This window comes from Vagococcus bubulae (assembly GCF_003950315.1).
Lineage (GTDB): Bacteria > Bacillota > Bacilli > Lactobacillales > Vagococcaceae > Vagococcus > Vagococcus bubulae.
In genome coordinates this window covers 25188-39578 of record NZ_NGJT01000015.1, presented here as the reverse complement: position 1 = coordinate 39578, position 14391 = coordinate 25188, and the positions used below count along the sequence as shown (strand labels likewise).

Annotated in this window: 18 protein-coding genes; 1 reads left to right on the top strand and 17 read right to left on the bottom strand. The window is 33.5% G+C overall.

The window, feature by feature from the left end; all coding sequences use genetic code 11:
- Positions 1-29: 29 nt before the first annotated feature.
- From CBF36_RS08515 to CBF36_RS08465, 11 genes are all read right to left on the bottom strand, one after another.
- Positions 30-884, bottom strand: coding sequence for a DegV family protein (locus tag CBF36_RS08515; RefSeq protein ID WP_125958029.1), 855 nt, complete (start codon positions 882-884; stop codon positions 30-32).
- 88 nt (positions 885-972) lie between these two features.
- Entirely contained in the window at positions 973-2019 is a 1047-nt protein-coding gene (locus CBF36_RS08510) for an LCP family protein (protein WP_243638001.1), read from the bottom strand.
- A 72-nt stretch (positions 2020-2091) separates the two neighbouring features.
- A complete protein-coding gene (locus CBF36_RS08505; RefSeq protein WP_125958028.1) occupies positions 2092-2376 on the bottom strand; it encodes a hypothetical protein in 285 nt (94 codons plus the stop codon).
- An 82-nt stretch (positions 2377-2458) separates the two neighbouring features.
- Positions 2459-3019, bottom strand: coding sequence for an elongation factor P (efp, locus tag CBF36_RS08500; protein WP_125958027.1), 561 nt, complete (start codon positions 3017-3019; stop codon positions 2459-2461).
- A gap of 150 nt (positions 3020-3169) precedes the next feature.
- The gene (locus CBF36_RS08495) at positions 3170-3733 is read right to left on the bottom strand and encodes an RNA 2'-phosphotransferase (protein WP_125958026.1); all 564 of its coding nucleotides are present in this window, start codon (positions 3731-3733) and stop codon (positions 3170-3172) included.
- A gap of 23 nt (positions 3734-3756) precedes the next feature.
- Complete coding sequence (locus tag CBF36_RS08490) at positions 3757-4209, bottom strand: hypothetical protein (protein ID WP_125958025.1); 453 nt, start codon at positions 4207-4209, stop codon at positions 3757-3759.
- A 19-nt stretch (positions 4210-4228) separates the two neighbouring features.
- Positions 4229-4540, bottom strand: a complete 312-nt coding sequence (locus CBF36_RS08485; protein ID WP_165865437.1) for a DUF1266 domain-containing protein — start codon at positions 4538-4540, stop codon at positions 4229-4231.
- A gap of 59 nt (positions 4541-4599) precedes the next feature.
- Positions 4600-4983, bottom strand: a complete 384-nt coding sequence (locus CBF36_RS08480) for a hypothetical protein (protein ID WP_125958023.1) — start codon at positions 4981-4983, stop codon at positions 4600-4602.
- 26 nt (positions 4984-5009) lie between these two features.
- Positions 5010-5843: a YwqG family protein gene (locus tag CBF36_RS08475; protein ID WP_165865436.1), complete on the bottom strand. Its 834-nt coding sequence runs from the start codon at positions 5841-5843 to the stop codon at positions 5010-5012.
- Positions 5844-6141: 298 nt separating this feature from the next.
- Positions 6142-6735, bottom strand: a complete 594-nt coding sequence (locus tag CBF36_RS08470) for a DUF6630 family protein (protein WP_125958021.1) — start codon at positions 6733-6735, stop codon at positions 6142-6144.
- Positions 6736-7154: 419 nt separating this feature from the next.
- Positions 7155-7721 carry a GNAT family N-acetyltransferase gene (locus CBF36_RS08465; protein WP_125958020.1) on the bottom strand — a complete coding sequence of 189 codons (567 nt, stop codon included), beginning with the start codon at positions 7719-7721 and terminating at the stop codon, positions 7155-7157.
- Between the two features lie 174 nt (positions 7722-7895).
- Here CBF36_RS08465 and CBF36_RS08460 point away from each other — a divergent pair, with 174 nt between their 5' ends.
- Complete coding sequence (locus CBF36_RS08460) at positions 7896-8207, top strand: heavy metal-binding domain-containing protein (protein ID WP_125958019.1); 312 nt, start codon at positions 7896-7898, stop codon at positions 8205-8207.
- Between the two features lie 168 nt (positions 8208-8375).
- Here the strand turns inward: CBF36_RS08460 and glnA are convergent, their stop codons facing one another.
- The 6 genes from glnA to CBF36_RS08430 all read right to left on the bottom strand — a co-directional run bounded on the left by glnA (position 8376) and on the right by CBF36_RS08430 (position 14337).
- On the bottom strand, positions 8376-9713 hold the full coding sequence (glnA, locus tag CBF36_RS08455) for a type I glutamate--ammonia ligase (RefSeq protein ID WP_125958018.1): 1338 nt from the start codon (positions 9711-9713) through the stop codon (positions 8376-8378).
- A gap of 33 nt (positions 9714-9746) precedes the next feature.
- On the bottom strand, positions 9747-10079 hold the full coding sequence (locus CBF36_RS08450) for a MerR family transcriptional regulator (protein ID WP_125958017.1): 333 nt from the start codon (positions 10077-10079) through the stop codon (positions 9747-9749).
- Positions 10080-10187: 108 nt separating this feature from the next.
- Entirely contained in the window at positions 10188-11438 is a 1251-nt protein-coding gene (locus CBF36_RS08445) for a methionine gamma-lyase family protein (protein ID WP_125958016.1), read from the bottom strand.
- Positions 11422-12666, bottom strand: coding sequence for a GTPase HflX (gene hflX / locus CBF36_RS08440; RefSeq protein WP_125958015.1), 1245 nt, complete (start codon positions 12664-12666; stop codon positions 11422-11424). Before hflX ends, CBF36_RS08445 begins: the two co-directional genes overlap by 17 nt.
- Complete coding sequence (miaA, locus tag CBF36_RS08435; RefSeq protein ID WP_125958014.1) at positions 12663-13619, bottom strand: tRNA (adenosine(37)-N6)-dimethylallyltransferase MiaA; 957 nt, start codon at positions 13617-13619, stop codon at positions 12663-12665. The genes hflX and miaA overlap by 4 nt, the downstream gene beginning before the upstream one ends.
- Complete coding sequence (locus CBF36_RS08430) at positions 13612-14337, bottom strand: glycerophosphodiester phosphodiesterase (RefSeq protein ID WP_125958013.1); 726 nt, start codon at positions 14335-14337, stop codon at positions 13612-13614. Before CBF36_RS08430 ends, miaA begins: the two co-directional genes overlap by 8 nt.
- Positions 14338-14391 lie beyond the last annotated feature (54 nt).

The window sequence follows — 14391 nt, the reverse complement described above, 5'->3', positions numbered from 1 at the left end:
ATAATTTAAATTATCCTCCTACTACATCACTATTGTTTAGGGATGACACCAATACCAATTGATTTTTCCCCAAGATGAGTGCCAATCACTGGACCAAAATTACATAAAATCACGTCTAATTGACTATCTCTTTTTAGCATATCTTCTCTTACGTGCGTTGCCACTTCAATATTATTGCAATGGATCACATAAAAAATACTATCATGTGGTTGACTTGGTACTTCTTGTAGCACGATGTCAATCACACGTGATAAAGCTTTTTTTTGAGAACGTATTTTTTCAGATAAAATAATGTCACCATCTTGAAAACGTAAAATAGGTTTAATTTTTAATAAAGTCCCAATAATAGCTGCCCCATTTTTTAAACGTCCACCACGAACTAAATGGTTTAAATCATCCACTACAATATATCCTTCACAAACCTCTCTCATTTTTTCTAAATGAGCGATGATTTCTTTTGGATCAGCCTCTTCATTTTCGGTCATTTCTAAAGCGACCTCAACCATTCTTCCCATTGGTCCACTTGTAATATAAGAATCAAATGGGTAAATATCGATGTCAGAAAAATCCTTTGATACACCATTTAAAGTAGTAATAAACCCTGATATTCCAGTAGATAAATGAATGCTAATAACAGCATCATATCCAGACTTAGCTAATGTTTCATATAGCTCATAGACTTCACCTATGGCAGGCTGACTTGTTTTAGGAAATTCTTTTGCTTGTTTTAATTTTTGATAAAACTCTTCATCTGTAATATCGATTCCTTCTTGATAAACCACATCATCAATGATTAATGGAACAGATAAGACAAATAAATTTTTATGATTTTGGTACTGCTCTTGTAAATAAGCGGTGCTATCCGTCACTATTGCAATATTCATTGTATTTCCTCAATTCTATTTACTACGCTAAAGTTCATACCTAACATTATAGGTTTCTTAGAGTTTAAAGTAAAGTCTGAACGCTATTTTATTTACTGAAAAATTTCTGTATCGCTTGTTTATTCATTTCTTCATTGATTTCCAAAACACTTCCAGCATAATCATAATACCCATCATTCCATGAACCTTCGACTGGGACTGTTAGGATTTCAAGGGGCTTATGCGAGCTAAATAAATAACTAGTTCCAACAGATAAATAAGTTGAGGCTGGCACGTCTGTTTGCGTGTACCCAACAACCGCTCCTAACATCTCTGGCAACTTCCAAGCATGAAGTGGATTTGTGGCTTGTTTCGTGATAGCACTCATGACTTGTTGCTGGCGTCTGACACGACCAAAATCGCCTTCTTCATCTTTTCTAAAACGAGCATACTGCAACGCTTCATGTCCACTTAAATTCGTTTGCCCTTTTTTAATCACCGTTCCCTCGACTTCTAAATCTTTTTCAGCAGTCAACGGCAACCCTCCTGGTGCTAGCACGTCAATAATTTTAGGAAACGAATCAAAATTTACGACAGCATAATATTGAATGGACACACCAAAATTATTTTCAATGGTTTGTCTCACCATTTCTGGTCCACCATAAGAATAAGCTGCATTAATCTTGTTGTACTCAATCCCATCTTGTGTCGGTATTCCAACAAACGTATCGCGCATGATTGACACGATTTGAGGCTGTTTCGTTTTTTTATTATAATGGGCAATCATAATCGAATCCGAACGACCTTGGTCTTCTCCACGTGAGTCACTACCTAGTAATAAAATATTTATGCTATCATCTTGACTTTTTTGACCATTAAAAGCCGTCATCTCAAACTCTTTATTATCTTTATCTACCTTAGCTGTAAAATACCCTTTGGCATACCCCACACCAGATAACCCGATTAATGCAACGAATACTATCAATACCCAAAAGAGGAATGATTTTTTCTTTTTGCGTTTCTTTTTTGGTGGAGTTCCGTGATTGAGTGGTGGCTGCGGTCCATTGACTTGTTGAGTGTCCATTTGTTTTTCTTTTGATACATGTTTTTTTGCTTCTTCTTGTCTTCTTTTATCCATCCGAGACATGCCAGGCATAATGTTCTCTCCTTATCATAAAGAAAAGATACCCTCTATCTGGTTGATAGGATATCTTTTCACGTTTCTTTCTTATTCTTCTGTTTGATTTTCTTCTAAATCTTGAAAACCAAAGAAATCATTAAATTCAATTGTAATCACTTTGTCTAAACTAATGGTGATTGATTCGACAAAATGAGGCTGATTCATTAATTTTGCTGTGGCGTCGGTTAACTTAAAAATAATCGGTGAAAAATCACTAAATTGTGTCTTTAAACAAATGATTGAAACATATTCATCATTTGTCATTAAGGTAAAATGATCTGCATACTTATTATCAAATACAATCTTCCAATCATGCATTGTGTGCCATTCCATACTGAATTACCTCCACTTTGTCATCTATTATAGCACAAAAAAAATCAACAGTCTGTTTCATCACAGTCTGCTGATTCATTGATTATTTCGCGCGTTTCATGTAGTTTCCTTCAGACGTGTTAATTTCTAATCTATCGCCTACTTCGATAAAATCAGGAACGTTTACTACTAAACCTGTTTCCATTGTTGCTGGCTTACCAGAACCTGAAACAGTTGCCCCTTTAATTGAAGGTTGAGTTTCTGCTACTGTTAACACAACAGATGACGGTAAAGATACCCCAACGACTTCTGTATCATAAAATTGGATTGATACTTCCATGTTATCTAACAAGTAGTTTAATTCATGCTCAATCACTGATACTGGAATTTCATATTGTTCATATGTTTCTAAGTCCATAAATACTGCCATATCGTCTTGGATATATAAGTATTGTACAGCTTTTGTATCAATATGTGCTTTTTTTACTTTTTCATCAGGACGCATCGTTGTTTCAACGGTTGAACCTGAACGTAAATCTTTTAATTTCATACGCATAACCGTATTACCTTTACCAGGTTTATGATGGCTTGCTTCTAAAACTTTGATTAATTTACCATCTTTTTCAAATGTGTTTCCTGCTCTTAAATCAACTGCTGATATCATTTTTCAATCTCCCTTAATAGTTACTAACCGTATCATAGCATAAAATGAGCTATAATAAAATATTCTTGTGGTAAAAACAAGTGAAATCAGATTAGCTGATAAGTCCCATAAAATGTTTGGGATCATTTCAACTTTTCTCATCCTTAACATTTAAGTTAAATCTTCTTTAATTTTAAAACAATTATTTGGAATGAAATCTGATAACCAAACTTTTTCATTTCCTAAGTAAAACTGACCTCCCTGTGACAAAACGTCCTTAGTATCAATTTCTAATATAACTGGACTGACTGCTTTTCTTTTACCTACAGACAAGGCCGTTTCAATATCTTCTGATAAATGAACATATTGACGATTCATTGGTGTAATCCCCGATATTTTTATTCCTTCTAAAGCACTCATAGATGTGCCATGATAAAGGATATCAGGTGGCGTTGCACCAGTTCTTTTTATCTTTTGAGGTATGGAATGGCCATAATATGCTCGTATAGCATCATTCTTCATTTCATGCCTTTTCTTTTTAGAATGCTCTATCATATATTCTAAATCGTTTATTCCGATTAATTCCCACTCTTTCTTCTTGTTTAACGAATCGAGTAACTGATTGACAGGTACCCATCCTTCTTCATCTAATTCTAGTTCAAATTCCCATGGTGCATGTCTTAGCGCATAGGACACTTCTTTACTTAATTCATTATAATTTATTTGTTTACTCATTGATTTCATCTCCTACTTTCACACTATTTCTGTAATACCCAAGGTAAACTGATTTCTAAACATATTTGCATTAACGGACTCATCATGTCATTCGATTGTATAAATATCTCATCCGTAATATCAAAATAAATAGTCTTCTTTTCAAGTTTAGCCATCTCATTACTTAAATCAATGATGGGTTCGTTTTCAGGAATTACTTCTATAGCTTTTCCTATGATATGATAAAAACTGGCATATAAATGATTGCCTCTATCGTCTTTGAAGAATTCCATCACTTCACTTGCTTTTTTAGGATTAATACATAATTCTGTAAATACCCTATTTAATTCAGGTGGAAAATCAGTACAACAGTAAACGTAATTTTGACAATAGTCACAAGAGCATGTCTGACTAACCACATTTGCTTTTTCATAAAATAACTTCGTACGATACTCATCTATCTCTATAGTGTTCAACCCCATTTTCACATACTTCAATTATTTTGTCTCCTTGTATTTATAGTTGGTAATTTTCTAATGGAAATTGAACCCATAGACTACCAAATTTAAATGTTAAATTATAAATCGTATGACTTGTTTGTTTAACAGCTTTCTTTCCACCATTAACTAATCCATCTTCTCGTATATAATCATTTCCAAATTCATTCCAATTTGAATACTTTTTTTGAACATAAGGCAATAACTCTGAGAATATCTTTAAAGAATATTCCTTTGACGCTCCATTGAGTTCAACTCCTGACACTAAAGTTGAAGCTGCTGCACTAAGTGACCATGCTGGTAATAATTCACCTTCTCTAAAACATATCAATTCTTCCGGTTGATACTTAGGCTCTATATTCTCTAAAGAATTTAATGAAATACCAATACCTAATAAAAATTTTGGACGATTGACAACACATCTGCTTCATTCTCAATATCAAAACTTTGTTCTTGTTGTGCTTTTAGATTTCTAACATAGTCTTTATCAAGCTCCTCTAAATTACCATATTTATATAAATGAACAGGTACCACATCTTCTTGTTTCGATTCTCTTTGACTTTTAAACAAAGTGAACCAATCCATAAAAGCTGTTGTTCTAAAAGGGGCTGCTAAAGAGGTTCCAAATCTTTCTTCCTGTGGTATTTCAGATAATTCTACTAACATATCTACAGATTTAAGTTTCTCTTGTTCCTGTTCTTCTTTTAATTCTTCCTTAGCTTCTTCCACGCCTTCTTGAACAGCTTCTTTCATTTCTTTAAAAAATTTAAACACCTATAATTCCTCCTTTGTTTCTAATCTTAATAACAATCCCAATTATATAACACATCAGAAAAATCTTTATTTTTCAATTTTTCATCATTAATAAAGAAATTACCAACTCCTGTATCTCCCCACATAACGATATCATTATAAGAATTTAACTGAAATAATAAGGTGTTGTACTCTTCTTGTAACTTTTGATCATATCCTCTTGGGTCTGATTGTGTAAAGAATGGATACCCACCGATGCATGTATTTTCTATATTATTTTCAAAAATTAATTCTTCAAACTCATCTTGTTTATCTTCATCAAGAAATCGACCTTCAATAAAGTCATAATAGGACTCACCCATGAATTGTTCAAACTCAACAATATCTAAAATGGGAATTGTCTCTGATAAAAAACCTCTCAGTTTTCTTTCTTCAAAAACAACTTGCCAAATGAATTTATCAAAGTATGAAATGAATAATTTTTTTTGTTCTTCTACTGTATGATGTTCCTCATCTATTTTTGAAAAATACAATACTTTATATCCCGACTGCTCCGTTACATTATCAAAATTTAATCCAATATAACTGTTTGCATCAATATAATCGACATAAAAAGCTAGTATCCCTGTTTTTGGGAACGATTCTAATTTAGGTAATTCATCAAAATTCAACTGTGCCAACAAAGAAAGTGGTTGATTATTCTTATTAGTAGGATATGGAAAGGATTTAGGTAAATACCCGTATCCCCCAACTTTGCTGCTATAAAGATTTGTCGGCTCATCCACTAAATCAAGTGAAATAAACTGACGCTTACTTTTCAAAATTTGTTTCACATCTTCATCTGGTAGGTAGTTATAAAGTATTTTTTCTAATTCTTTCATAATTCTATTCTCCTTTTGTAAGTAATCCATTAATTATACAGTTTTAAATAAACATACGTATAAAATTCTTTACATTATTTATAGTCAATTTATGCATCACTTAAAATCATCCTTTTTTAATGATTGTATTTCTCTTCTAATTTGTAAACATATTTCCTCATCATTTCCCCATGCTCCCATATAATAACCTCACTTTTAATTGTATTTATATCTTCTTTATTCATCACTAATAATTGAAACATAATCCAAATTTAACTCTATTTACCAAAATTTTTTATCCCCTTACTTACTCTTATTATCACTTTTCTACAATTATTTTCCTACCACTATCATCAATTTCTTTTTTAAAACTATGAAATCTCACTCCTATAGAGTTACCTGATTTTTTTAATTTCGAAATATCTTTATCGTTAACAATAAAAAGATGATAACAATCACTATCTGTATTCCAGTTTATTAAAGTAAAGTGTTTTTCTTTGAGATATTTATTAATTTTATATAACACTTCATCAGTGAAATCATTATCCGAAATCATAATCTCTGAAAGATTCAAATGATAGTTTTTTTGTTGAATACTTTTACTCAACCAATAAATTATGTCTTCGGTTTCCCCTTTCCAATCTATATAAGCACCAAAATCAAATAAAGTATTCTGTCCTGTTAACCAATATACTGTTATTAAATCCGGATGTCGAATAGTTGAAAAGTCCATTTCTTCTAACCATTCATCATACTTATAGTCAAATTGTTCAGGATGATTAACAAGTAATTCTATACTAGTGACTGCTTCATCATCATTTTCTGTTAATATTCTTGTAATGTCTATTAATTTAGAATAATCAATATCTTTACCATTTTTTATATTATCTATTATCTTTTTTCTAAAAAACATCGTTTAAATCCTCCTTTTAAAATTATAGTTCTTGCACACCTACTCAAAGTTTTTAGAATAAATATATTCAGAATTCTTTATTTTTTAACTCCTTTATCTGCACATATGACAATTCCGTCTTTATAATTTATCTGACAAATACTCTACTTAAAAGTCATACAAAAAATACACCTTTTTAATTATATCATTCAACTATTCACTCGACGAATTAAATCAAAGCAAAAAAATTACAACCATATTGGCTACAAGTTTTTCTTTTTTTAGTACATTTTATTGATTGCGTTCCCATTCAGAAACTAATTGACGATATATATATACCACTACACATGTTTTGCTTCAATGAAGTTATGGAAGATATAACTTCATTGGTAAAAACAAGTGAACTGTGGGTTAGAATGGCGAGTTGAAAAACAAATGAATTATTTTGTAGTATAATCTTCTTTTGTTAATCGATAAAACACATCTGTCACTAGTCTATCTTCATCATAAAAGTCAAATCTAGAGTAAGGATCAGTATACAAATACTTAAAGCCACATTTTTCAATGACCTTACTGGATGCACTATTTAATTCATCATAAACAGCCAGTAAGCTATTAAACTTGAATAACTCAAAACCCGTTTCTACTAACTGGTTAAGCGCTTCAGGCATAATGCCTCTACCCCGATAATTTTTATTTAATGTATACCCAACTTCTGCTGTTCGTGTGGCTTCGTTAATCCTGTTATAACTTATCATACCAATCATTTTATGATTCTCTTTCAACTCAATTCCATATTTCCCAATTGGATGGGCTAAAAATTGACTAGCTATGATAGATTGAGTTTCTGCTAAACTTTTATACGCTTTAAAAACAAATTTTGTTGTTTCAATATCAGAGGCAAATTCAAACATATCGGGTGCATCTGATAGTCTAATAGGACGCAACAATAATCTATCTGTTTCCAAAACAGGGTGTGAGGCTAACAACAAGATCAAATCATTCATTCTAGTTCACCAACTTTCTTTATCTTGACTAAAGATACTTTTTTAAATTATATCATTCACTATTTCATCTAACGAATTTAATCATAAAAATACAACCTTAGTTGGATATATCAACGTGAATTTAATTATAAAATAGACAATGTAGAGACCATACAATCAAAGGAGACTAATTATATGCTTATTACAACAACAGAAAACATACCTGGAAAAACATATGAAATTATTGGCGAAGTATTTGGTTTAACAACTAATTCAAAAAACGTTGTCCGTGATATTGGGGCAAGTTTTAAAAATCTTGTCGGCGGAGAAATCAAAGCCTATACTGAAATGCAAGAGGAATCTCGTGAATTAGCTATTCAACGATTAAAAGAAAACGCTGAAAAAATGGGTGCTGATGCGATAGTGATGATGCGTTTTGATTCAGGTTCTATTGGGACTGATATGCAGTCTGTCGCTGCATATGGCACAGCCGTTAAATTTGTATAACATTTTCCACCATAAACAGAAATACAAAAAGAGGCTGACTAAAAAGTCTTAAAATAGAAAAAATCCCATGAAATCCGTTAATTACAACGTTGATTTCATGGGATTTCTATTTTGTTAGTTAAGTGATTTTATTTCCAAAATTACTTTTGGGTCAGCCTCTTTTAATTTTTAATACATTTCTAAATATTGCTCGCGTTCCCATTCAGAAACTGACTGGCGATAAGCATCCCACTCCATACGTTTTGCTTCAATAAAGTTATTGAAAATATGATTTCCTAATGCTTCTTTGACCATTTCATCATCTTTCATTGCCTTAACAGCATTATGTAAAGTTGATGGTAAATCAGTGATATGTGCTTCCTCACGTTCTTCTTCAGTCATCACGTAAATATTGCGATCCACAGCTTTAGGTGGCGTAATTTTACGTTTAATCCCATCTAATCCAGCTTGTAATAATACAGCCATTGCTAAATATGGATTAGCTGTTGGATCAACTGAACGTAATTCTAATCGAGTTGATAAACCACGAGAACTTGGGACACGTACTAATGGCGAACGGTTTTTGCCACTCCAAGCCACATAAACTGGCGCTTCATAACCAGGTACTAGACGTTTGTATGAGTTAACAATTGGGTTACATACAGCTGTATATCCTCTCGCATGTTCTAACAATCCACCTAAGAAATAATAAGCTGTCTCACTTAACTGATCGTCTCCATTTTCATCAAAGAACGCATTGCCTTGTTCGTTAAATAACGACATATTGATATGCATTCCGCTACCAGCAATACCATGTAACGGTTTTGGCATAAACGTTGCATGTAAACCATGTTTTCTAGCAATCGTACGAACCACTAATTCAAATGTTTGGATGTTATCACATGCTTCAATCGCATCAGCATATTTAAAATCAATCTCATGTTGTCCTGGACCACATTCATGGTGAGACGCTTCAACTTCAAAACCTAAACTTTCTAATTCTAATACAATATCACGGCGACAATTTTCACCTAAATCAACTGGTGCAAAGTCAAAATAACCACCTTGATCATTTAATTTTTTCGTTGGGTTACCATTTTCATCTAATTTAAATAAGAAAAATTCAGGTTCAGGTCCAATATTAAATCCTGTAAAACCTAATTCTTTCATTTCATTCATAATTCGTTTTAAGTTACTACGAGGGTCTCCAGCAAAAGGTTTGCCGTCTGTTCCATAAACATCACAAATCAAACGAGCCACTTTTCCTTTTTCGCTTTCCCATGGAAAAATCATCCATGTTCCAAGGTCAGGATATAAATACATGTCACTTTCTTCGATACGCACAAATCCTTCAATTGAAGAACCATCAAACATCATTTTGTTGTCTAAAACTTTATCTAATTGGCTAATTGGAACTTCTACGTTTTTAATTCTACCTAAAATATCAGTGAACATTAGTCTTAAGAATCGAACATTTTCTTTTTTTACAACTGCTTTGATTTCTTCTTTTGTTGAATAATTTGCCATTGTTTTCCACCCTTTTAATTAAAGTTTTAACACCTAGTATCTGTTAAAGCGACTTTCTTTCATTAAATCATTGTATAAAGCAATCCGGATTTTTTCTTCTGATAATTTTTCCTGTTTTCTTTTTTCCTTATCAAAAGATGCTTTAATGTCTTTAATGGTATACCCATCGTCTAACATGTCTTTTATGTCCAGTAGAAGATCAATATCATTGAGAGAAAATAATCGATTGTTTCCTTCATTTCTTTCAGGATGAATTAATTGCTGTTCTTCATAGTAACGAATTTGTCTTGCGGTGAGTTCTGTTAGTAACATCACTGACCCAATAGGAAAGACTGATTTACTACGTTTTAATTCTCTTTTATTCATTTTTCTTCTCCTTTCATAAAAGGTTAAAAACAGGATAACAATAAAAAAAAAGAAAGTCAATTAATCATGTGAGATTATCTCACACAATTAACTAACTTTTTAAAAACTTTAGAAATAGATACTATTCACTGCTTCACAGACTGCAATTTTAACATGTTCATAAGTTAATCCACCTTGAACATATAATTGGTATGGTTCTCTTATTGGCCCATCAGCTGTTAATTCCAAACTACCACCTTGTACAAATGTTCCAGCAGCCATAATCACATCATCCTCATATCCCGGCATATACGAAGGGATTGGCAAGACATGCGCGTCAATTGGTGAAAATTTTTGAACTGACTGACAAAACGCAATCATTTTTTCTTTGTCATTTAATTCAATCATTTGAATCAAATCCGTGCGTTTGTCATTCCATTTTGGTGTTGACTCCACACCAAACTTTTCTAATAAGCGTGCCGTAAAAATCGCCCCTTGAATGGCTTGGCTCACGGCATGTGGTGCTAAGAAAAATCCTTGTAACATCTCATGTGTACTATAAATCATCGCGCCACCTTCACCACCAACACCAGGAGTGGTTAAACGATACGATACCTTATCAACTAAAGCTTCTTTTCCGACAATGTAACCACCCGTTTTGGCAATACCACCACCAGGATTTTTAATTAAAGAGCCTGCCATAATATCCGCTCCAACATCAGTTGGTTCGATTTCTTCAGCAAATTCGCCATAACAATTATCAACAAATACCACTAAATTTTCATCGATTGCTTTAACAAATCGAATCATCTCACCAATTTGTTGCACTGTAAATGAAGGGCGAGAATCATATCCTCTTGAACGTTGAATCGCAATGACTTTTGTTTTATCAGAAATAGCTTCTTTTATTTTTTCAAAGTCAACCAAGCCATTTTCTTTTAATGCCACTTCTTTATAATCAATATTGTATTCTTTTAATGACCCAATACCATCTCCAGCTACTCCTATCACCTCAAGTAATGTGTCATAAGGTGTGCCTGTGATATAAATTAATTCATCATTCGGACGAAGCAAGCCAAATAGAGTTGTTGAAATCGCATGCGTTCCTGAGACAATATGTGGTCTAACTAATGCTTTTTCAGCGTGAAACACTGACGCATAAACCGCTTCTAATGCATCTCTTCCAATGTCATCATAGCCATACCCAGTTGATGGAGCAAAATGACTTTCCGATACATGATGTTCTCTAAATGCTTCTAAAACTTTTGCTTGATTAGACAATGCTACGTCTTGCATCTTTTGACGTTCTTCTGCAATATCTTTGTCCACTTGTTTAATTTTTTCTATTAATTCTGGATGAAACTTACCATTCCAACTCATCTTCACTAACCCCTTTTTTCCATCGATCAACATTTTTTGCATACCCTATTAACTCATACTCATTCAATGACTCATCATATTCATAACTTTCCAATAACGTCGCATCTTTTAATTGATTAAAATCTTTCATTTCTGCTGGTGAATAAAACAAATGATACTTGGTTAAGTTTTCTTTTAAAAATGTCATAATATCTGCTGTTAATTTCTCTTTATCTTCTATTCGTTTAGCTGACACTAAGCAATTTGGAAAAAGTGTTGGCACAAATTCTGTTTCCAATAAATCCGCTTTATTGTATACAGTCAGTACTGGGATATGATCCATATCCAACTCATGCAACAATTTGATCACGGTTTTTTCTTGCTGGTCACGATTAGTTGACGTCACATCGACTACATGAAGTAAAAAGTCCATGGCTTTACTTTCTTCAAGAGTTGATTGAAAGGCTTCAATTAATTGTGTTGGCAAATCTTGAATAAACCCAACTGTATCAGTCAATGTCACCTGTGTTCCTGTTGGCAATTCCCATTTTTTCGTCAACGGATCCAGTGTCGCAAATAATTGATCTTCTGAATACGTATTTGCTTTCGTCAACAAATTCATAATGGTTGATTTTCCGGCATTGGTGTAACCAATCAAGCCCACTTGCATCGTGTCAGATTCTTGACGTTTTTTACGACTTCTTTCGCGATGTTTTTCAATTTCTTTTAACTCTTGTTTAATCTGTGTCATCTTAAATCTGATATGACGGCGATCTGTTTCAAGTTTTGTCTCCCCTGGTCCACGCGTTCCAATCCCACCACCAAGACGTGACATACTTGCTCCTTGTCCACTTAATCTTGGTAAAAGATATGACAACTGAGCGAGTTCAACTTGCAGCTGGCCTTCTTTTGATTTTGCTCTTAAAGCAAAAATATCTAAAATTAATTGCACGCGGTCAATCACTTTTACTTTCACCATCTCTTCGATAACAGACGTTTGTCTGGCTGTTAACTCATGGTTAAAAATCACCATGTCCGCATCCGTTGACGCAACAAGTGCTTCAAGTTCGACTAATTTTCCTTTTCCAATAATCGTCCGGCGATCAATCGTTGGTCTTTTTTGTGTCATTGTCCCAACAACTTCACCTTGTGCCGTCTGTGTTAGATTTTCTAATTCCTTCATTGATTCGTCAAAATAATAAAAATTTTCTTGGGTTTCAACCCCCACGGTTACAACGCGTTCTATCATGCCATTCCTTCTTTCTTATCCAACCACTTAGAAACATCCTCTGCTAGTTTACTAACGTTGGTCTCATCTGAAACAATATCCCACCACTCAACAGGCATTCGATTTCTAAACCAAGTCAATTGACGTTTAGCATATTGCCTAGAATGTTGTTTTACTTCTTCCACTGATTTTTCCAGTGAGCACTTCCCTTCAAAATAAGGAAAAAATTCTTTGTAGCCAATTCCTTGACTCGCTTGAGGACAATTTAACTCATAAACCAACTTAGCTTCATCAAGCAAGCCTTCATCCATCATGATGTCTACTCGCTGATTGATTCTATTATACAAAACATCTCGATCAGTGGTTAACCCAATCAGTTTCACATCAAACGAACTTTTTGACAAGTCCATTAAATCAAGTTGTTGCTGTTCACTGATGCTTTTACCTGTTAAATCAAATACTTCCAATGCTCGTATCACACGTTTTCGGTTATTCGGGTGAATGGTATCTGCCCCTTTTTTATCCCTTTTTTCTAATTCTTGCCATAATTCTTCATTAGACAAATTTTCAGCAAACTCTTCCCACTTTTTACGACTTTTTTTCTCATCATCACTCAATTCAGAAGAACCTAAATGAAAATCATAAAGAAGTGACTGAATGTATAGGCCTGTGCCACCTACTATAATAGGCAATTTATTTTGTAAGGCTAATTCATTTATACACTCTGTTGCCTGACGTTTAAATTCATGAGCTGAATAGGTGTCAGTGGGTTCTTTAATATCAATCAGGTGATGTGGTACACCTTGCATTTCTTCTGTGGTTGCTTTTGCTGTCCCAATATCCAATTGCTTATATACTTGTAGAGAGTCTCCACTAATAACTTCTCCATTAAACGCCTGACTTAGTCTCACACCTAGTGCTGTTTTTCCCACAGCAGTCGGCCCAACTATGACAAGAACTTTTTGCTTATCCATGATCCCTTACCTCTAGTGCTTTTTTAGGAAAATCTGTAAACATCCCAGCTAATTGATGTTTAATACAAAATTGCATCTCTTTTTCTTTATTCACAGTCCACGGTCTAATTGTTTCAATATCTGTTGTTTGATCAATATGGCGTCTCAACCAGCGAATATCTGGATGAAAACTATGAATATCTGGTTGTTTACTTAACCAGGCTAAATCATTTTTATTCCCAAAAGCAATAAACGCTTTTTCATAAGTGTCATTCAATGCCTTAAGCCGTCTCACTGTATCACGATTAAAACTAGATAGCACAACCGTACAAGACAAGTCAGCTTGTTCTAAAGCACGCAATACTTTCTGCTCAATCCCTAAATACTCAATGCGATCTGTTTTTAATTCGATATTTAATAACCCACTAAATTGATTATGATTGAGTAACTCTAAAACTTCTTCTAGTGTGGGAATTCTCGTTTCTTTATAGTTCTCAGAAAACCAAGAGCCTGCATCTAATTCTTTGATTTCTGCTAATGTTAACTCTTTTACCCATCCTTTTGCATTGGTTGTACGATTAATTTTCTCATCATGAATGACCACTAATTGCCCATCACGTGTTAATTGGACATCTAATTCAATTCCATCTGCCTGTACATCAATCGCTTCCTGAAACGCCGGTAAGGTATTTTCCGGATGTGTTCCTTTACTTCCTCTATGTGCGATTACTTTTATCATCTTATCACTTCCATTCACTTCCAATTTTACCATTTTAAATTAAAATTGATAGAC